The organism is Skermanella mucosa (assembly GCF_016765655.2).
Classification (GTDB): domain Bacteria; phylum Pseudomonadota; class Alphaproteobacteria; order Azospirillales; family Azospirillaceae; genus Skermanella; species Skermanella mucosa.
Map to the genome: position 1 here is coordinate 31,722 of NZ_CP086107.1, position 17,712 is coordinate 49,433.

Below are 17,712 nucleotides of genomic sequence, written 5' to 3' on the forward strand. Positions count from 1 at the left end.
GAAGGAGAGCCTCATGTGCCGCCCTCGGCGCCGTGACGGCTGCCGAGCCTGCGGCGCTGTCTCATCCTGTTCTTTCTCCTAATCCCAACCTCTTTGTTCGATCGGCGGAACCACCTCTCCGTCCCGACCTGTCTTTATCAGGAGCGCCGCGCGCAGCGGACGGCAAGGCTGGCCCGCCAGGGCCACCGCCGAAGGCGGCTTGGCCTTGCCGGAGCGAGCACGGTGCTATTCTGCCGCAGGTCGGGATCCCCAGTGCGAATGGCGCCTTCATCGCTGCCTCACGCCGTCGCCGGTTCAGCCGTCACGGCAGGCTTGCGGTAATCCTCACCGCGCGCCATCACCGCCCAGGCAATCCGGGCCAGCTTGTTGGCCAGCGCCACCGCCGCGACGTTGAAGGGCCGCCGTTTCAGCAATCCGGCAAGCCAGGGCGACTTCGTGCCATGCCAGCGTATCACCGCCCGCGCGCCATTCACCAGCATCCGGCGCAGATAACCGTCGCCCGCCTTGGAGATGCCGCCCAGGCGTTCCTTGCCGCCGCTCGAGTTCTGGCGCGGCACCAGGCCGAGCCAGGCCGCCAGGTGACGACCTGACTCGAAGACCGTGGCGTCGCCGACCGTCGCCGTCAGTGCTGTCGCGGTGATCGGACCAATGCCGGGAACCGTCATCAGCCGCTGACACACCTTGTCCGCCTGAGCCTGCTCGGCCAACCAGGCGTCGATGTCCTCGACCCGCCGTTCGGTGTCGCGCAGCTGGTCGACAAGACTTTGGAGAACGCTTCGCGCCAGAGCGGGAACCCGGGTATCCTCCAGGTCGGCCACTACGGCGGTCAGCTGCGCGATCCTGCCGGCGCCCTGGGGTGCGATGATGCCGAACTCGGCGAGGTGAGCGCGCAGCGCGTTAATCAGCTGCGTCTTCTGGGCGACCAGCGTCTCGCGCACCCGGTGGATCGCCAGGGTGCTCTGCTGCTCCTCGCTCTTGACCGCGACGAACCGCATGCTCGGTCGCTGCACCGCCTCGCAGATCGCCTCGGCGTCGGCCCGGTCATTCTTCTGCCGCTTCACGTAAGGCTTGACGTACTGCGGCGCCATCAGGCGCACCGTATGACCGAGCCGGGCGAGCTCTCTTGCCCAGAAATGCGACCCGGCACACGCCTCCATCCCAACCACGCACACGGGCAGGTTGGCGAAGAACGCCAGCACCGCGTCCCGCCGCAGACGCTTCGTCACAACAACCTTGCCCTGGGCATCAACGCCGTGAACCTGAAATACCGACTTCGCCAGATCGAGACCGATGAACGCCGTAGACATCGCACACTCTCCGGGATGAAGGGGACCTATCCGTCATATGGCACTGAACGAGCGTCGATGCGGGGGACCGTCCATCTCATCAAACCACCTCGCTGCAACTCCTGTAGCCGTAGATCGGGCGCCGGATGACCCTGACACGCAGGCGCAGGGGGACGGCATCCAGGCGCTCGGTTTCCTCGACGTCGATCTGGTGCATCGCCCCGCCGCAGCACGGGCAGCTTCGGCTCTCCGGCTCGATCACCACCTCATAGCGCTCGAGATGGGCCGGCAGGTGACCGAGGTTGCGCCGTGCCGGGGTTCGCCGGGAACGCCGGCTTGCATCACTGTCCCCGGCATCCTGCCGGGTGGCCTTGGTCGCCGCGATCTCCTGCTCGACGTTTTCCAAGGTCAGTTGGAACTGGTCGGGATCCAGGCGCTCGGACTTGCGACCGAACTGCGCCCGGACCAACTGCCTGACCACAAGCTCCAGCCGCTGGCGCTCGGCATCGGCCTCCTCGAAGGCGCCCTTGAAGTGATCGCGCTCGATCTCCAGAGCGTTGAGCGCTTCTCGCTGCCGCTCAACAAGGACTTCCATCTCGATCAGCCTGGCCTTCAGCTGATCTGAATTGGGCATGTCTTCGAAGCCGATGGTTGACATGGCGCAATTATACTTGAACCATTCGAGATGATCTACGCCTTTGTCTCAGCACGCGGCCAACGGGCGGGTAACCGGCGGCACCTGCAAGCGTTCCCAGGGCAAGCCGGACAACAGGGCGGACATCTGCAACGCCGACAGCCGGACCACGCCGTCAGTCACGGGCGGCCACTTGAATCGGCCGGCTTCCAGTCTCTTCGTTATAAGAACCAGACCGGTGCCGTCATAGAGGATCAGCTTCACCCGGTCCGGACGCCGCGAGCGGAACACAAAGACATCGCCGGCGAAGGGATCAAGACGCAGGGTGACCTGCACCAGGGCCGCCAGGCTGTCCATACCGCGGCGGAAATCGACCGGCACCGGCCAGACCAGCACTCGGATACCGGGCGGCAACGTGATCATGCCAGCTCCGGACCACCTCGAGAACCTGGCGCAGGGCCGCGGCATCGACGGTGCCGGTGAGACGGACCGAAACGGACCCGATGACGATCTCGATAAGTCCGTTGGCAACGGACGCTTCGGGCGCCTCCGACACGACCGTGACCGGAACGAAGCCAAGCGCCTCGCCTGCTTGCCCGGCCTTCGCCGGTCGAGCTCCGAAGGCGGTTCGCCAGCCGTAGAGTTGATTGCGGTGAATGCCATGTCGCCGGGCGACCGCCGCCATGATCACGCCGGGTTCCAGGCTCTCCGCGACAATCCTGGCCTTGTCCTCCTCCGACCAGCGGCGTCGGCGCTCAAGCCCCGTGATCACCTCGATGCGCCGGAGCGGTTCGTCCCTGATGGCGTCTGTATGGGGCAAATTATGCTGCAAACGATCCATGCCGGAAGTCCCCTGAAAACGGAACTTCCAATCCTGGAGCGACTGTCAGATCACGCAAGGTGCCCGCCAGACGACGCTTACAGTCTTAGGCACGGGCGGCTCTCGCCGGCAAGAGCATCCAGAAGCACGATGGTCTGCCCATTTCAGCCTTGCCCGAGGAAAATCCCTTCACCCTCGCTCAGATCGAGCAGGATGACTGGTATCCCGATCCGCCCGCTTGAACTCGTTGCTACATCTGCTGGCGCTGGGCGACCTCAAGTGCGGCATGTGCGGCAGAGGGCGGCGGCAGGTGCGGCAGAGCGCGACACAGGGCGGCAAGGGGGCGGCAGAAGGCGGCAAGCGGGGCGGCATGGGGCGCGGCAATAGGCGGCAGCGGAGCGGCACGGGCGGCGGCGTCGGATGCGAAAAAGGGCATGCTGCTTCTCCGGGTTCCTTTGCTCAAAGGCCGGAGCCCCTGGCGCGTCCGGTGGCCAACACGGGAGCCAACATGGCCAACAAAACATGCAACATGAGGCCAACAGAAGGCGGCAAGGGCCAACACTGAATCCAACACAGGGCCAACGCCGTTGCGAAAATATACTATATTAGGTTGTAGAAAATCACCAAAAACAACTTGATCTGACCGAAAAGAGCGTCGTTAGAGTATATTTTCGCAGCGGCGCTAGTTGTGCCGCATGAAACTAGTCGGTCATAGATAAGGCACTGATACAAAAAGATAAAATCCTTTCACCAGCATAAAACCGGCAAAAACCCGGGCATATTGATGCACAGGTGTGACACCCATTGTACAACAATGCCGCGACACAACCACGACCCCCGCCAGGCCCCGCCAGGCCCCGCCAGCGCCGTCCTGACGACCCGACCCATCGCTGTCAAGGTGCACGCAATTTTTGCGTCAAGTACCCATCAATCTGGATTGATGCTCTCCAACACCTGTTCGGCCGCAACGGCACAGCGCTTTGCTTTGCACACATTACCGAATGAGCCTATAACCTGTTATAGGTATGGAGGTCGAGATGGCAACGCCCAACAACATTCGCAGGAACGTTCATAACTACCGCAATCGCCTGCGCGCGATTGGCCTGCGCCCCAAGACGATCTGGGTTCCGGACACCCGATCCTCCTCATTCGCCGAGCAGCTCCGTCAAGACTCGCTGGCCGTTCGTGATCTCCCCTCCGAGGCCGAGGCGCTCGACTGGATAGAGGACATTATGACGGAAGATGAACACGACTCCGACAACGATGCCTGAGATCAAGCGCGGAGACATCGTTCTCGCTGCGGCCAAGGGAGATTATGGCAAAGTCAGGCCCAACGTCGTTGTCCAGTCCAACCTGCTGAATCCAACTCACGCAAGTGTCCTTGTCTGCCTGCTTGAATCGAGTTACCTGACCGGCGGCAATGCATTCCGGATTCCAGTTTCTCCCGCTGCCGGAAACGGACTGGATAGACCATCCGAAATCATGGTGGACAAAGTCGCCGCCCTCAGAGCCGATCGCATCCGCTCCGTGATCGGCCTTTTGGATGATGAGACGATGACGGCAATTGACCGGGCTCTCCTCGTGGTTCTTGGTCTCGCCTAACAAAAGCCTTCCCTCCGACGTTGATGAAATGGACGTCCCCCATTCCCGCCCAGAGGCGGATACACTGCGGCTGGCCGCAATCTTCACAGTCCCGCCGTAAGCGAGTGAGCGGATCATGAAGAAAGGGACGGGAGCATCCGTCATCATCATCGTCGGCGGCGTGATGAAGCGTTGGTGAATCGAGGTAGGAATGGCTGGGCTGGCAAGATAGTGAGGTGGTCCTGTAGAACGGGCTCCCCTCACAGGAGGGGCTCGCTGTGACGCCGATCACCCCCGAAACTGGCCTACTGTTCCATGCCGATGCACACCGGGACGGCGGGGAAGAAGCCGGCGATCCTGCCCAACCTGGGCGGTTCCCTGCCGAACGACACCTTTTCCGAGATCCTCAGAATGCGGACCGTCTGGGTCCCACACTCTCCTATCCTGCCTGCTCGCAGCACGCGCCCAACGAGCACCTACCGGTGGCGATCGCCCGGGAAGGTCTGGCGATGATGGCCGGACTGCACTGGGACCTGGGGGAAGCCGAGGTGCCGGCCCGCTGGCGTCGGCGGTGGTGTCCTGAGCCAACTCACCGAGGGTTCTCACCCGACGAAGCGGCCGGGATCGGTCGGTCGGAGCAGTTCGAAAACCTCGCTGACGACGGCATAGTCGCGATAGCCGCACCGGGCGATGGTCTGGGCCCGCACGATGTCGAAACGGCCGTCCCGGATGAAGTGGTCGTCGATGTGGACGCCGACCACTTGGCCGACCGCCAGATAGCGGTCGGTCGGCTGACCGGCGATGTCGTGGAATTCCGTGAAGTGGACGAGGCGGCACTCCAGCGCCGCCGGACTAGCGGCGACGCGGGGAGGCTTGACCAGCGTCGAGGGCGCCATCTCCAGTCCGGCGAACTCGAACTCGCTTTCGCCGTCCGGCACCTCGCTGGAGGTCTTGTTCATGGCGTCCACGAGCGGCAGGGTCACGAGATTGAAGACGAACTCGCGGGTGTCGCGCGCATTGCGCATGCTGTGTTTCAAACCCTCGCTGGTGAATCCCACCATGTTTGGCCGGCTCGCCATGGCGTTGAAGAAGCTGTAGGGCGCGACGTTCGGCCGTCCCTCACGGTCCGTCGTCGAGATCCAGCCGATCGGCCGGGGCGCCACGATCGCCTTGAAGGGATCGTAGGGCAGCCCAGGTCCGTCCTTTGACTGGTAGAACATCCGTTTATCCTTTTCGGGTGCCAGAGGGGCGGGGAGATGACCGCCTCCTCCGCTGGTCGTCAGGCGAACTGGCGGTCGGCGCCGACCGCCTTGGCCCGAGGCGAGTCGAAGATCCAGTCCGCCATGACCTGGCAGCGCTTGATCAGCCGGTGCTCGTCGGGGCGGTAGTCCGAGACCGCGTTGTGCAAGGTTCCGATATTCTCCCACATCAGCACGTCGCCCTCGTTCCAGAGATGCTTGTACCGGTACTTGGGATCGAGCTGATGGGCGAACAGGAATTCCAGCAGTTCGTCGCTCTCGCTTTGCGGGATATCGTTGATCCTGACGGTGTAGCCGGGATTGGCGTAGAGCACCCTACGGCCGGTGATGGGGTGGGTGAGGAAGACGGGGTGGGAGACCGGCGGCTTCCGCCGGCGCTGCTCCTCGGTCAGCGGTGGCCGCGTGCTGCCCTTCTCTCGCCGCATCATCTCCCAGAACTTGTTGAAGTCGTGCAGGGCGGTGGCGCCGTCCAGCCGGGTCCTGATCTCGTCGGGAAGATCGTCGTAGGCGGCGTGCATGTTGGCGAACTCGGTGCAGCCGAGCGGCCGCCCGTCCCGGCGCGGGATCTTGATGCCGTACAGCACGTTCGCGAAGGCGATCGTGTCGCTGTAGGACATGTCGGTGTGCCAGTCCTGTCCGGCGTCGGCGATCCCGATCGGCTTGCCGTCCTCCACGATGTTGGACAGGATCATTACCTCGGGGTGCCCCGGCTCCTGGAACGAGTTGGCGACGTTGACCTCAAGGCTGCCGAACCGGGCGCTGAACTGCTTCAAGCTGACGGCGTCGAGGTTCTGTCCCGGAAAGCAGACGACGCCGTGCTTTCCCAGCGCGTCCAGGACGAGGTCGAAGTCCCCCGAGCCGATCGGCTGGGACAGATCGATGCCTTCGATGGACGCGCCGAGCGTCTGGCCGCTTGGGATGATCTTGGTCATTCTCAACTCCTCGGAATTCTCGCTTGGCCCTAGTGGGTTGGTGTGGTCTGGGCTGATTGGGGTCGCGCCATCGTCAGGAGACGGAGGCCTTTGCCGGGTCCAGGTGGAAGGGGACGCCCAGGGAACCGGCCACCTCCTCGAGTTGCCGGATCAGGGTCGATGCCAGGGGAATGCCGCCCTTCAGCCGCTCGGCCCGGACCCGCTCCTCGATGTCGCCCGGCAGCAGGACGGGCCGTTCCGGATCGATCGGCGGGGTGTCGTGGAGGCTGTCGGCGACGTCCTCGACATCGCCCAGGAAGGCGGACATGTCGCGGAAGACGCCGGGATCGATGGCGAGGAAGAAGTGGCCGATATTGTCGTCGTTGCCGGTCTTGACGGTGCCGCGCCGGGAGCCGGCGAAGGTTCCACCGGGGAGGGCCCCGCCCAGGAAATGGACGAGCAGCGCCAGCCCGTATCCCTTGTGGCTTCCCAGCTCTGGCGTCGCGCCCAGGGGGGTCAGGCCGCCGCCGCCGCGCTGGTAGACCAGCTGGTTGGCCTCGTGCGGGTCGGTCACCGGCCGGCCCTCGGCATCGACCACCCATCCCGCCGGGAGGGGCGCCGACCTCAGGTGGTGCATCCGGATCTTGTTGCCGGCGGCGGTGGAGGTCGCCATGTCGAAGACGATCGGCTCGCCCGAAGCGCGCGGCACGCCATAGGCCAGCGGGTTGGTGCCGAGGACGGCTTCCGACGCCCCCGGCGGAACCACGCAGACGACCTTGGTCGAGGTCGCGACCAGGCTGAGCATCCCGGACCGGGCGGCGAGCCTGGCGTAGTAGCCGGCGGCGCCGAAGTGGCGCGAGTTGCGCACGGTCACCGCCGCGAGGCCGGTTTCCCGCGCCTTCGCCACCGCCATTTCGGTCGCTTGGACCGACACCGCGAAGCCCAGGCCGCCGCGCGCGTCAATCAGGGCGTGGCCGGCGCCTTCGCGCTCGACGCGGGGCTTGGCGGTCAGGTCGAACTTGCCGTCCTTCATCCAGACGGAATAGAGCGCCAGCAGCGAGATGCCATGGGTGTCGATGCCGCGCAGGTCGCAGTCCAGCAGGACCTCCGACGTCACGGCGGCGTCGGCCTCGTCCATGCCCCAGCCACGCAGGATGGCGATGGTCTGGGAACGGACAGCCTCGCTCCGGATCAGGTGGGTCTTCACTGGCGCGTCCATCGGTGTCTCTCCTTGAAATTCCGGTTCCATGCGGTGGAGGCGGGCGAGCCTCCGGCTTCCGGCGCCTCGGAGGGGCGCCGGCTCGATGTCTCGACTTTTCGGGATGGCTGGGTTTGGACCGATCAGGTCCGGTCGGAACCGGTCACCGGATTCTCCAGGACGCCGATGCCGGGGATCTCCATGCGGACGAGGTCGCCCGGCTTGAGGTAGACCGGCGGCGTCCGGAAATGTCCCACCCCGGCCGGCGTGCCCGTCGCCACCACGTCGCCCGGTTCCAGCGTGACGTAGCGGGTGATGAAGGACAGGATGTAGGGCACCGGGAAGATCAGGTCGTGGGTCGATCCCTCCTGCATCAGGTCGCCGTTGACCCAGCAGCGGAGTTCGAGGTCGCCGGGATCGGTCAGCTCGTCCCGCGTGACCAGCACCGGCCCCATGGGTGTGAAGCCGTCCATGCTCTTGGCGAAGGTCGTCTGGGGTGGCGAGACGTCGAACTGGAATTCGCGCGCCGAGACGTCGTTCAGGATCGTGTAGCCGGCGACATGGTCCAGCGCCTCTGCCTCCGAGACGTCCTTCATCGTACGGCCGATCACCACCGCCAGTTCGACCTCCCAGTCGAGCTTGGTGACGCGGGCCGGGCGGGGGATCGGCGCTCCGGGGCCGATCACCGAGGAGGGCACCTTGGCGAGCATCCGTGGCTCCTCCTGCCGCGCCAAGCCGCCCTCCGCCGCGTGGGCGCCGTAGTTGCGCCCGACGGCGAGGATCTTGCCGGGCCGGGGCACGGGGGACAGCATCCTGACGGCCGAGGCATCCAGTCCGGCTTCCCGACCGGCTTCGGAGACCGCCCGCGTCGCCATGCCCAGGTCGCCCCCGGAGCGCGCCAGGAAGGCGGTCATGTCGGAGGGGACGTGGTATTCCGCCTCAACCGCGGGATCCGGCCGTCCCTGGCGGGTCAGCCACGCGGCCACGGCGCTCCGGACGTCGACGACGCGCCCCTCTTGGAGCGCCCCTATCCGGGGACCCATTCCGGGATCGTAAGTCACGAGTTTCATGGCGATTGCCTCATTGCATGCTTTTTGGGACCCGACAGTCCGGTTGGGGTGGGGGCGGGCCGCCGCCTCAGCCCAGCAGGTCGGGCAGGAACAGGGTGATCTCGGGGAAGGCGACCAGCAGCGCCAGGATGATGAGTTCGGTCACCACGAAGGGTGTCACGCCGGCGAAGCCCTCCCGGGTCGTGACGCCGGTGGCGGCCGACGAGATGAAGATGTTCAGGCCCATCGGCGGCGTGACCAAGCCGATCTCGGCCGTCTTGACGATCAGCACGCCGAACCAGATGCCGTCGAAGCCGAGCCCCGTCATCAGGGCGTAGGTGATCGGGACGGTCAGGACGATGATGGCGAACTGGTCCATCAGCATGCCCAGGACCAGGTAGACCGCCAGGATGAGCAGCAGGACGGCGTGCGGCGACAGGCCGGAGTCCCGGATCCAGACCAGCAGCGTCGTGGTGGTCTGGGTGTAGGAGATGAAGTATCCGAACAGCAGCGCTCCGAAAATGATCGTCACGATCATCGCCGTCGTCCGCACGGTGTTGCCGACGGCCTGGACGAGGCTGGGGCCGGTCAGCCGCCGCATCATGACGCTGAGCAGCAGGGCTCCCAACGCCCCGATCGCCCCGACCTCGGTCGGCGTCGCGACGCCGGCGTAGAGCGCGCCGAGGATCAGGATCACGAGGCCGACGATCGGCCACACGTTGCCGGACTGGCGCAACTCTTCCGTGACGGCTCCCGCGCCGCTGTTCGGCCTGCCCACGCCGGGGGCGAGTTCCGGCTTGCGCCAGACCATGAAGGCGATGGTGATGATGTAGCCGGCGGCGGTCAGCAGTCCGGGGACCAGTCCCGCCATGAACAGGCGGCCGATCGACTCCTCGGTGATGATCCCGTAGACGACGAAGGCGATCGAGGGCGGGATCATGATCGCCAGCGTCCCGGCGATCGAGATCGTGCCGATCGCGAAGCCGCGGTCGTAGCCAAGCGCCTTCATGGTCGGGAAGGCGGCGCTCGATATGGTCGCCACCGACGCGGTGCTGCTGCCGGACGCCGCCGCCAGGATCGCGCCCGCCATGACGCAGGCCATGGCGAGGCCGCCCCTGATACGCCGGAGCAGGCGGTTGCAGGCGATCATGAGATCCTGCGCCAGACCGCCCGCTCCCAGCAGTTCGGACATCAGGACGAACATGGGGATGGTCAGCAGGACGTAGTTGGCGGCGGTCTCGTGGACGACCTGGCCGAGCAGGCCGTTGACCGTGTCGACATTACTGACCATGAGCAGGCTGAACGTGCCGGCGAGGCCGAGCGCGAACCCGATCGGGATGCCGATGACGATCAGGGACAGGAGTATGCCCACGCCATATGTGATGATCATTGCGGATCTCCCCGTCCGTGTCAGTCGTGCGCGTTTCCGATCGGGCGCAGGGTGGGCGCCGCCGCGTCGACGACGAGCCGAAGCGCCAGCAGCCCGCAGCCGATCGGCACCCAGATCCAGGACCACGCCACCGGCCAGTCGATGACGCCCATGATCACCTCGTCGTTGGCCAGCGCCTCGCTGAAGGTCAGCCATCCCCGCCACGTCACGGCGAGAAGATAGCCGGCCGAGACCATCAGCCCGATCCGCGTGATGGTGTCGGACAGGGGAGCGGGCAGGGCGGCCAGGAGCAGGCGGATCTGGATCGCGCCGCCGGTCCGGTAGCCCCACGGCAGCGCCAGCATGACCATGGCGACCAGCAGGTAATACTGGGTCAGGTACATCTGGAAGGTGAGGGGGCTGGCGAAGGCGTAGCGCATGATCACGTCGAGCGAGACCAGGACCATCGCCGTCACCGCCGCGGCGCCGGCGCCGACCGCCGCGACGTTCTCGACGCGCGCCAGCACCTGGTCGACGCGGCCGTGGAACGCGGGGAAAGCCGAGCGCGCGCCCTCGTCACGGGATGCCAGCGTCATTGGGCGCCCATCAGGTCGGCGTAGGACTTCAGGACCTCCTCGGCGGGCAGGCCGCGGTCCGACAGCCGCTTGACCCAGTCGTCGTTGGTAGCGGAGATGCGCTGGTTGATCGACTTCAGCTCATCCGGCGCGAACTGGTAGACCGTCACTCCCTCGGCGGCGAACTCCTCCTCCAAATCCTTGGTTTCGGCGTCCATGAACCTGGCGATCGACATCTCGATCCCCTGGCCGCAGTCCATCATCACCTTCTGGACGTCCTGCGGCAGGGTCTTCCATTTTCTCGCCTGGATCGAGAAGACGTTGGAGAAGGTGCCGAACTCGCCGTTGGTGCTGACCGCCTTCATGAGTTCGTCGACGTTGAACGGCTTCAGGCTCGACAGGGCGGAGATGGTGCCGTCGGCGGTGCCGCGCTCCAGGGCTATGTACATGTCGGCGACCGGGATCTCGGCCGGGGAGGCGCCCAGGGAGGAGATCGCGAGATTCATGCTGCCACCGGCCGACCGGATCACCTTGCCGCTGAAATCCCCGACGGTCTGGATGGTGCCCTTCGTGGATACCATCTGGTACGGCGGAAAGGCCATGACCCAGATCGGCACCGCCTTGTTGGCGGCGAACTCCTTGGCCAGCGGTCCGGTCTTGATGGCCTTGGAATAGGCGCCGATGATCCGTTCGGCCGAATTTCCCAGGCCCGGGAGCATGGAGACGCCGTTGAGGGGCATCTTGTCGCTGACATAGCCGATCGGAATGGGCGCGAGGTCGGCGATCCCGCTGTTGATGGATTTCAACAGGTCCGGGGTCCGCGACAGCTGTCCGCCGGGAAAATACTTGAAGTCCACCCGGTCGCCTGTGCCCTCCTTGACGCAGGCCATCCAGGGCTCGACGCCCTGAGCGGAGAGCACGTGGCTGGTCGGGGTACCGTGGATGACGGTGAGTTCGATCTTGTCCTGGGCCAGCGCGCCAGTAGCCATAGTGATGGCCATGGTGGCGGCGGCGCCGAAAGCCAGTGGGGCGGACATGAGGGCAGCGGTCGTCAGAAGCGCTTTTCTGAGCGTCGTCATCTCGGTTTCCTCCTGCTGTGCCGTCGCGGGACGTGGACGCTCTCGACGGCGCCTTTCCCAATCCGCCTCGCGCGGTCGATTGCGTCTGGATCGGTGATTAAAGAGGTTGTCCGGGAGCCGTGTCGCGCATCGACGGGCGGCTGGAAAAGTCCTCGTGCCAGCGCGCCAGTCCTGGGCGGGACCCTAGCCAATCGTGTTCGGGATGACGGAACAGGATCCAGGCGACGCAGCATCCGGCCGCGATCGAGGCCAGATCGGCCGGCTTTTCCGGGGATTTGCCCCGGAAAAGCGGAGATGCCTCCTGGAGCGCGTCGAGTCCGCGCGCCACCGTCGCCAGGTTCTTCTCGATCCAGGCCGGTGACCTTTCGGTCTCGGGGCGGAGGTTCTCCAATCGGACCGCCATGCCCGCGTCCATGACGCCATCGGCCAGCGCCGTCAGCGTGCGGACGCGCCAGCGCTCGCCGTCGCCGGCGGGCAGCAGGCTTCCGTCGCCGATCGCTTCGTTCAGGTACTCGCAAATGATCGGGGAGTCGTAGATGGCCTCGCCGGCATCCGTCGTCAGCGCCGGAATCTTCGCAAGGGGATTGAGAGCCCACAGGCCAGTATTGGGATCGCGGGCATTGGTATCGATCACCTCGATCCGAGAAATGATCCCCAATTCGATGGCGGCGACCCTGACCTTGCGAGCGTATGGCGAATTCGCCGAACAGTATAACTTCATATCCTCCCCTCAGCCCGTCTTCGCGGACTTCTTTGCTGGTGTTCCGGGATGAGTTTCCGGATTGCCTATCCCTCATTAATGCCGAGGAATTGATGAGGGACAATACGGAAGTTTTGATGGGCCGATCAGTAAAACTGATCAATAGCCGGTATGGCGCCGGCTCGCTTCAGGCCAGGCCGAGCTGGTGGCCCTCCTGCTCGGCGATCAGGAGGAGAGTCTTGACGAAGGCGTCGGCGGCAGGCGCCAGCGCCTCGTCCCGCCGGACGATCATCCCGATCGGTCTTGCCAGCCGGGCGCCGCGAAACGGCACCGCCTTGAGCCCGAAGGCTTCCAGCATGTCGGGATCGACCGTCGGCATGACGATGGCGCCGAACCCGGCAGAGGCCAGGGCGAACAGCGTCGGATAGGTCAGCGTCTCGTATTTGGGCCGGATGACGATGCCTTCGGCGCGTGCCGCGTCCTCCAGGACCTCGCGCGCGGTCGTGCCGGTGGCGGAGCACAGGATGCTGAGGTCCGCCAAGTCGCGCACTCTGGCGTGCCCCTTGAGCGCCAGCGGGTGCCCGGTCGGCAGGATGAGGAAGAACTCCTGTTCGAAGATCGCCTGAAAGACCAGCTGGTCCGGCACCCGGGCATAGGGGCCGATGCCGAAATCGACGCCGCCGGTCTGGACGGCGGCGAACATCTCCGGTCCCAGATCCTCGCGCAGCAGGACGTGGATGCCGGGATGCTCGTGCTCGAACGCCCGGAGGACGCGGGGGACCAAGCTGACCGCGATGGTGGGGGAGAAGGAGGCGACCACCTGGCCGCTGACGAGTCCCGCCTGGGATTGCAGGTCACTGACCAGGCGGTGCGTCTCCGACAGGAGCTTTCGGGCGCGGCTGAGCAGTTCGGCACCGGCCGACGTCAGGCGCACCTGCCGGGTGGTGCGGACGAGCAGCCTGACCCCGAGCAGTTCCTCCAGCTGGTTGATTTGGGCCGTGACCGCCGGCTGGGATCGTCCGACCACCTCAGCGGCGCGGCGGAAGTTCAGGGTTTCCGCGACGGCGACGAAGGTCGTCAGGTGGCCGAAGATCTGCCGCGATATCAGTTCCGGATTGAGGGGCATGGGAGTCCTGGGCGGGCGGAGAGCCGTTGTCGCGCGAAGCGCCGGCCCTGATCGGAAGCGGGCTCGCCGCGCGAGGCCAGTGGATATAGGCTGGGCCCGTCCCGCTTCGTCAGAATTTCGTCGAAGGTCTAATAGACGCGAGCCCGTCGCAAATCAATCGCGTCATCAGGAAGCTGACCGGACCGCGCCGTGTGTGACGCCGGAGACGATCGCGACACGCGGCGATGATGACATCCTCATGCCGCCCATCACAGGCCCATGATCCGGCCGGGTTTGGCCATTTGTCCCCGCGGCGGGAAGTGAAGGCTTCTTCGCTTTCTCCGTGCGGCACGCCGACCGGATCCGCCGCATACATCCGCACGCTCTGACATCCGCGCTCCCTGATGAAAAAATGCCTTGCATAAAAATCCTATTCGGAAAAAAATTGTTTCATCATCCGGACTCATGGTGCGATGGAAAGCCGAAGTTCCCTCATCTCCCTCATTTTGGACCATCGCGGCGCGATGTCGGCGTCCCATGGCCGGCTGGCGGATCATATCCTGGCGAACCCGCTGCAGTCGGCCACCATGGGGATCGAGCAGCTCGCCGGCGCCGCGGGGGTTTCGGTGGCGACCGTCAACCGCTTCGTCCGCGCGCTCGGGCTGGCGGGCTACGCGGAGTTCCGGGCGCGCTCGGTCGAGGCGTTCCAGCAGACCATCGGCCCGATCGAGAAGCTTCGCGATCAGGAGGGCGCCCCGCGCGAACCCGCGGCGATCTTCGCGGCCGCCCTCCGCGCCGCCGCCGCCAACGTCGAGGAAAGCGAGCGCCTGCTGAACGGCGACGCCTGCGGGCGGGCCGCCGACATGATCCTGTCGGCCGGCACGGTCGTTCTCGTCGGGGCCGGCATCGGCGCCGCGCTGGCGGATTTCACGGCCGAGATCATGGCGCCCTTCTGCAAGGGCCAGCTCCTGCTGACCGGCTGGGGCGGGCCGGAGCGGATGATGCGGCACGCCATGCGGATCGGCGGCGGCGACGTGGTGATCGGGCTGACCGTGCCCCGCTATTCCCGATCGACCATCGACCTGGTCCGGTCGCTGCGTGGGCAGGGTGCCGGCGTGATCGGCCTGACCGACGCGCCGACCTCGCCGATCGTCCCCCACTGCGACGTGGCGCTGTTCGGCAGCGCCCAGCATCCGGTCCTGCACGCCTCCGTGACCGGGATCGTCGCGATGGCGGAGGGGCTGGCCGCCGTGCTGACCCGCCGGCGCCAGACGGTCGCCGAGGCCACCGAACTGACCGAACGCATCTACCCCTATCTCGTCGACGACGATGCCGGACCGACGGAGGATTTCATTTGACGCTCGCTTACTGGAACGGACACTACATGCCGCTGGACGCGGTGAAGGTCTCGCCGCTGGACCGGGGTTTCGTCTTCGGCGACGGCGTGTACGAGGTCGTGGCCTTCTACGGAACCGAGGCCTTCGAGCTCGACGCCCATCTCGCCCGGCTGGCGCGCAGCCTCGCCGAGATCGGGATCGCCCTCGATCCGATCGCCGGCGGCTTCGCCGAGATCTTCCGGCGCCTCCGCGCGGACTGCGGCGCGCCCGACGCCACCGTGTATCTCCAGGTGACGCGGGGCGCGCCCGGTACCCGGGGCCATGCCTTTCCCGCCGACGCGACCCCCACCGTGTTCGGCTTCGCCACGCCGCTCGCCCGTCTGCAACCGGATGCCCTGGCGACGGGCTTCCCGGCGGTGACCGCTCCGGATATCCGCTGGCTGCGCTGCGACATCAAGGCGATCTCCCTGCTTCCCGCCGTCCTGTCGGCCCAGGCCGCCAAGGAGCGGAACGCGCTGGAGACGATCCTGCACCGCGACGGGCTGGTGACCGAGTGTTCGTCCAGCAACGTGCTGATCGTCAAGGACGGCAGGATCGCCACCCCCGTCGCCGATCACCGCATCCTCGACGGCATCGACCGGCAGGTCGTCGTCAGGCTCGCCCGCCAGCACGGCATCCCGGTGCAGGAGCGGAACGTCCTGCTGGAGGAGCTTCGGACCGCCGACGAGATCTGGATCACCAGCACCACCAAGGAAGTGGCGCCGGTCGTGACCCTCGACGGCGCCGCGGTCGGGCTCGGGAAACCGGGTCCCGTCTGGCGCGAGATGCGCGCCGCCTTCGACGTTCTGATCGGCCGCCCGGCCAGCCGAGGATGACCCGGATACCCATGACAGCCAGCATCGACACCACGACCGGACCCGCATCCAGGACGCAGGGCGGCCCGCTGATCGACGTCCGGGGCCTGACCGTGGAGTTCCCGACCGAGGACGGCGCCTTCCGCGCCGTCGACGACCTGAGCTTCACCATTGACCGCGGCGAGACGCTGGCCATCGTCGGGGAATCCGGTTCGGGCAAGTCGGTGACCTCGCTCAGCCTGATGCGCCTGGTCGAGTTCGGCGGCGGCCGCATCGCTTCGGGCTCCCTGTGGCTGGAGGGGCGCGACGGCGCGCGCCGCGACCTGGCGCGGCAGACCCTGCCGGCCATGAACGCGATCCGCGGCGACGAGATCGCCATGATCTTCCAGGAACCGATGACCTCGCTCAACCCGGTGTTCACCGTCGGCGACCAGATCGCCGAGGCGGTCATGCTGCACCAGGGGCTGAGCCGGCGCGAGGCCCGCGCCGAGGCGCTGGCGATGCTGGAGAAGGTGCGCATCCCGGAGGCCCGCCGCCTGCTCGACCGCCATCCCCACCAGCTGTCCGGCGGGATGCGCCAGCGGGTGATGATCGCGATGGCCCTGTCGTGCCGGCCGACCCTGCTGATCGCCGACGAGCCGACGACCGCGCTCGACGTCACCATCCAGGCCCAGATCCTGCGTTTGATCCGCACGCTCCAGGAGGAGATGGGCATGGCCGTCATGTTCATCACCCACGACATGGGCGTTGTGGCCGAGGTCGCCGACCGGGTGCTCGTCATGTATGGCGGCCGGAAGGTCGAGGAGGGCTCCGTCGAGGAGGTCTTCGCCCGTCCCCGGCAGGCTTACACAAGGGCGCTGCTGGCCGCCGTCCCGAAGCTCGGCAGCCTCTCGGGGGAACCGCTGCCGCGCCGCTTCCCGGTGCCGTCCGGCAGGGTGGAGGGCGCTCCCGCCGCCGTGGCGGATACCGGGCAGGTCCAGGACACCGTCAGGCGGGACGAGAAGCCGCTGCTCGAAGTCAGCGACCTCGTCACGCGGTTCGAGGTCCGCCGCGGGCTGTTCGGCCGTCTGGTCGGCTGCGTCCACGCGGTCGAACGGGTCAGCTTCGACGTCCGGCCGGGCGAAACGCTCGCCATCGTCGGCGAGTCCGGCTGCGGCAAGTCCACCGCCGGCCGCACGATCATGCAGTTGCAGCAGGCGGAGTCCGGGTCGATCCGGTTCCGGGGCGAGGACATCTTCGCCATGCAGGCGGAGGAGCGCCGCCGCATGCGCCGCAAGATCCAGTACATCTTCCAGGACCCCTACGCCTCGCTGAACCCGCGGCTGACGGTCGGCTTCAGCATCGCGGAACCGCTCGTCACCCACGGACTGGCGGCCGGGCGGGAGGTGGAAGAGCGCGTCGCCCGTCTCCTGACCGATGTCGGCCTTTCTCCCGACCATGCCAAGCGTTACCCGCACGAGTTCTCCGGCGGACAGCGCCAGCGCATCTGCATCGCGCGGGCGCTCGCCCCCGAGCCGGAACTGATCATCGCCGACGAGGCGGTGGCGGCGCTGGACGTGTCGGTCCAGGCGCAGATCGTCAACCTGTTCATGGACCTCCAGGAGAAGCGGCGGCTCAGCTACCTGTTCATCTCCCACGACATGGCCGTGGTGGAGCGGGTCAGTCATCGCGTCGCCGTCATGTACCTGGGGCAGATCGTCGAGCTGGGGCCGCGCCAGGCTGTCTTCGAGAACCCGCGGCATCCCTATACCCGCCGCCTCATGGCGGCCGTCCCGATCGCCGATCCGGCCCGGCGCGACCGCAACCGCCCGCTCCTGGAAGGCGAGATCCCGAGCCCGATGCGCTTGGTCGGCGACGAGCCGGCCTGGAACCCGCTGGTCGAAGTCGGTCCGGGACACTGGGTCGCCCGGCATCCGGTGGGCGACTTCCGCTGATAACACGACAACGAAGGGATA

19 protein-coding genes and 1 pseudogene are annotated in these 17,712 nt (G+C 66.4%); 6 read left to right on the top strand and 14 right to left on the bottom strand.

Annotated features, from left to right (window positions below; translation table 11 throughout):
* Positions 1-278: 278 nt before the first annotated feature.
* From JL100_RS29985 to JL100_RS30005, 5 genes are all read right to left on the bottom strand, one after another.
* The gene (locus JL100_RS29985) at positions 279-1,307 is read right to left on the bottom strand and encodes an IS110 family RNA-guided transposase (protein WP_202685819.1); all 1,029 of its coding nucleotides are present in this window, start codon (positions 1,305-1,307) and stop codon (positions 279-281) included.
* A 79-nt stretch (positions 1,308-1,386) separates the two neighbouring features.
* On the bottom strand, positions 1,387-1,920 hold the full coding sequence (locus JL100_RS29990; RefSeq protein ID WP_228421601.1) for an IS66 family transposase: 534 nt from the start codon (positions 1,918-1,920) through the stop codon (positions 1,387-1,389).
* 69 nt (positions 1,921-1,989) lie between these two features.
* Complete coding sequence (gene tnpB, locus JL100_RS29995; protein WP_202685889.1) at positions 1,990-2,343, bottom strand: IS66 family insertion sequence element accessory protein TnpB; 354 nt, start codon at positions 2,341-2,343, stop codon at positions 1,990-1,992.
* Positions 2,234-2,761, bottom strand: coding sequence for an IS66-like element accessory protein TnpA (tnpA, locus tag JL100_RS30000; protein WP_228421603.1), 528 nt, complete (start codon positions 2,759-2,761; stop codon positions 2,234-2,236). The genes tnpB and tnpA overlap by 110 nt, the downstream gene beginning before the upstream one ends.
* 229 nt (positions 2,762-2,990) lie before the next feature.
* Positions 2,991-3,176 (bottom strand): hypothetical protein, encoded by a 186-nt coding sequence (locus JL100_RS30005; protein ID WP_228421605.1) that lies wholly within the window; start codon positions 3,174-3,176, stop codon positions 2,991-2,993.
* A 601-nt stretch (positions 3,177-3,777) separates the two neighbouring features.
* Between JL100_RS30005 and JL100_RS30010 the strand changes: the two genes are divergently transcribed.
* The 3 genes and pseudogenes from JL100_RS30010 to JL100_RS30020 all read left to right on the top strand — a co-directional run.
* The gene (locus JL100_RS30010) at positions 3,778-4,011 is read left to right on the top strand and encodes an antitoxin MazE family protein (protein WP_228421607.1); all 234 of its coding nucleotides are present in this window, start codon (positions 3,778-3,780) and stop codon (positions 4,009-4,011) included.
* A complete protein-coding gene (locus JL100_RS30015) occupies positions 4,004-4,342 on the top strand; it encodes a type II toxin-antitoxin system PemK/MazF family toxin (protein ID WP_202685421.1) in 339 nt (112 codons plus the stop codon). The genes JL100_RS30010 and JL100_RS30015 overlap by 8 nt, the downstream gene beginning before the upstream one ends.
* Positions 4,343-4,654: 312 nt before the next feature.
* Positions 4,655-4,875 (top strand): annotated as a pseudogene (locus tag JL100_RS30020) (M20 peptidase family dipeptidase); the annotation flags it as partial.
* A gap of 48 nt (positions 4,876-4,923) precedes the next feature.
* On the opposite strand, the gene JL100_RS30025 reads toward JL100_RS30020, so the two are convergent.
* The 9 genes from JL100_RS30025 to JL100_RS30065 form a co-directional block, all read right to left on the bottom strand.
* Positions 4,924-5,541 carry a flavin reductase family protein gene (locus JL100_RS30025; RefSeq protein ID WP_202685422.1) on the bottom strand — a complete coding sequence of 206 codons (618 nt, stop codon included), beginning with the start codon at positions 5,539-5,541 and terminating at the stop codon, positions 4,924-4,926.
* Between the two features lie 59 nt (positions 5,542-5,600).
* Positions 5,601-6,512, bottom strand: coding sequence for a TauD/TfdA dioxygenase family protein (locus JL100_RS30030; RefSeq protein WP_202685423.1), 912 nt, complete (start codon positions 6,510-6,512; stop codon positions 5,601-5,603).
* 73 nt (positions 6,513-6,585) lie between these two features.
* On the bottom strand, positions 6,586-7,710 hold the full coding sequence (locus JL100_RS30035; protein ID WP_202685424.1) for an Ldh family oxidoreductase: 1,125 nt from the start codon (positions 7,708-7,710) through the stop codon (positions 6,586-6,588).
* A 122-nt stretch (positions 7,711-7,832) separates the two neighbouring features.
* Complete coding sequence (locus JL100_RS30040; RefSeq protein WP_202685425.1) at positions 7,833-8,759, bottom strand: fumarylacetoacetate hydrolase family protein; 927 nt, start codon at positions 8,757-8,759, stop codon at positions 7,833-7,835.
* 67 nt (positions 8,760-8,826) lie between these two features.
* Complete coding sequence (locus JL100_RS30045; RefSeq protein ID WP_202685426.1) at positions 8,827-10,128, bottom strand: TRAP transporter large permease; 1,302 nt, start codon at positions 10,126-10,128, stop codon at positions 8,827-8,829.
* Between the two features lie 20 nt (positions 10,129-10,148).
* Positions 10,149-10,703: a TRAP transporter small permease gene (locus JL100_RS30050; protein WP_202685427.1), complete on the bottom strand. Its 555-nt coding sequence runs from the start codon at positions 10,701-10,703 to the stop codon at positions 10,149-10,151.
* The gene (locus JL100_RS30055; protein WP_202685428.1) at positions 10,700-11,761 is read right to left on the bottom strand and encodes a TRAP transporter substrate-binding protein; all 1,062 of its coding nucleotides are present in this window, start codon (positions 11,759-11,761) and stop codon (positions 10,700-10,702) included. Before JL100_RS30055 ends, JL100_RS30050 begins: the two co-directional genes overlap by 4 nt.
* Before the next feature lie 97 nt (positions 11,762-11,858).
* Positions 11,859-12,482 carry a glutathione S-transferase N-terminal domain-containing protein gene (locus JL100_RS30060; protein WP_202685429.1) on the bottom strand — a complete coding sequence of 208 codons (624 nt, stop codon included), beginning with the start codon at positions 12,480-12,482 and terminating at the stop codon, positions 11,859-11,861.
* Between the two features lie 166 nt (positions 12,483-12,648).
* Positions 12,649-13,587, bottom strand: coding sequence for a LysR family transcriptional regulator (locus JL100_RS30065; protein ID WP_202685430.1), 939 nt, complete (start codon positions 13,585-13,587; stop codon positions 12,649-12,651).
* A gap of 452 nt (positions 13,588-14,039) precedes the next feature.
* Here JL100_RS30065 and JL100_RS30070 point away from each other — a divergent pair, with 452 nt between their 5' ends.
* From JL100_RS30070 to JL100_RS30080, 3 genes are read left to right on the top strand one after another with little or no spacing between them, the layout of a single operon-like run.
* The gene (locus JL100_RS30070) at positions 14,040-14,924 is read left to right on the top strand and encodes a MurR/RpiR family transcriptional regulator (RefSeq protein WP_228421609.1); all 885 of its coding nucleotides are present in this window, start codon (positions 14,040-14,042) and stop codon (positions 14,922-14,924) included.
* Complete coding sequence (locus JL100_RS30075; protein WP_202685432.1) at positions 14,921-15,778, top strand: D-amino acid aminotransferase; 858 nt, start codon at positions 14,921-14,923, stop codon at positions 15,776-15,778. Before JL100_RS30070 ends, JL100_RS30075 begins: the two co-directional genes overlap by 4 nt.
* A gap of 11 nt (positions 15,779-15,789) precedes the next feature.
* Positions 15,790-17,691 carry an ABC transporter ATP-binding protein gene (locus JL100_RS30080; protein ID WP_202685433.1) on the top strand — a complete coding sequence of 634 codons (1,902 nt, stop codon included), beginning with the start codon at positions 15,790-15,792 and terminating at the stop codon, positions 17,689-17,691.
* Positions 17,692-17,712: the final 21 nt, after the last annotated feature.

What these genes read in the sequence shown, in the direction of transcription:
- JL100_RS29985 (WP_202685819.1), bottom strand. Translation starts at nt 1,307, where the DNA reads ATGTCTACGGCGTTCATCGGTCTCGATCTGGCGAAGTCGGTATTTCAG.
- JL100_RS29990 (WP_228421601.1), bottom strand. Translation starts at nt 1,920, where the DNA reads ATGCCCAATTCAGATCAGCTGAAGGCCAGGCTGATCGAGATGGAAGTC.
- tnpB (WP_202685889.1), bottom strand. Translation starts at nt 2,343, where the DNA reads ATGATCACGTTGCCGCCCGGTATCCGAGTGCTGGTCTGGCCGGTGCCG.
- tnpA (WP_228421603.1), bottom strand. Translation starts at nt 2,761, where the DNA reads ATGGATCGTTTGCAGCATAATTTGCCCCATACAGACGCCATCAGGGAC.
- JL100_RS30005 (WP_228421605.1), bottom strand. Translation starts at nt 3,176, where the DNA reads ATGCCCTTTTTCGCATCCGACGCCGCCGCCCGTGCCGCTCCGCTGCCG.
- JL100_RS30010 (WP_228421607.1), top strand. Translation starts at nt 3,778, where the DNA reads ATGGCAACGCCCAACAACATTCGCAGGAACGTTCATAACTACCGCAAT.
- JL100_RS30015 (WP_202685421.1), top strand. Translation starts at nt 4,004, where the DNA reads ATGCCTGAGATCAAGCGCGGAGACATCGTTCTCGCTGCGGCCAAGGGA.
- JL100_RS30025 (WP_202685422.1), bottom strand. Translation starts at nt 5,541, where the DNA reads ATGTTCTACCAGTCAAAGGACGGACCTGGGCTGCCCTACGATCCCTTC.
- JL100_RS30030 (WP_202685423.1), bottom strand. Translation starts at nt 6,512, where the DNA reads ATGACCAAGATCATCCCAAGCGGCCAGACGCTCGGCGCGTCCATCGAA.
- JL100_RS30035 (WP_202685424.1), bottom strand. Translation starts at nt 7,710, where the DNA reads ATGGACGCGCCAGTGAAGACCCACCTGATCCGGAGCGAGGCTGTCCGT.
- JL100_RS30040 (WP_202685425.1), bottom strand. Translation starts at nt 8,759, where the DNA reads ATGAAACTCGTGACTTACGATCCCGGAATGGGTCCCCGGATAGGGGCG.
- JL100_RS30045 (WP_202685426.1), bottom strand. Translation starts at nt 10,128, where the DNA reads ATGATCATCACATATGGCGTGGGCATACTCCTGTCCCTGATCGTCATC.
- JL100_RS30050 (WP_202685427.1), bottom strand. Translation starts at nt 10,703, where the DNA reads ATGACGCTGGCATCCCGTGACGAGGGCGCGCGCTCGGCTTTCCCCGCG.
- JL100_RS30055 (WP_202685428.1), bottom strand. Translation starts at nt 11,761, where the DNA reads ATGACGACGCTCAGAAAAGCGCTTCTGACGACCGCTGCCCTCATGTCC.
- JL100_RS30060 (WP_202685429.1), bottom strand. Translation starts at nt 12,482, where the DNA reads ATGAAGTTATACTGTTCGGCGAATTCGCCATACGCTCGCAAGGTCAGG.
- JL100_RS30065 (WP_202685430.1), bottom strand. Translation starts at nt 13,587, where the DNA reads ATGCCCCTCAATCCGGAACTGATATCGCGGCAGATCTTCGGCCACCTG.
- JL100_RS30070 (WP_228421609.1), top strand. Translation starts at nt 14,040, where the DNA reads ATGGAAAGCCGAAGTTCCCTCATCTCCCTCATTTTGGACCATCGCGGC.
- JL100_RS30080 (WP_202685433.1), top strand. Translation starts at nt 15,790, where the DNA reads ATGACAGCCAGCATCGACACCACGACCGGACCCGCATCCAGGACGCAG.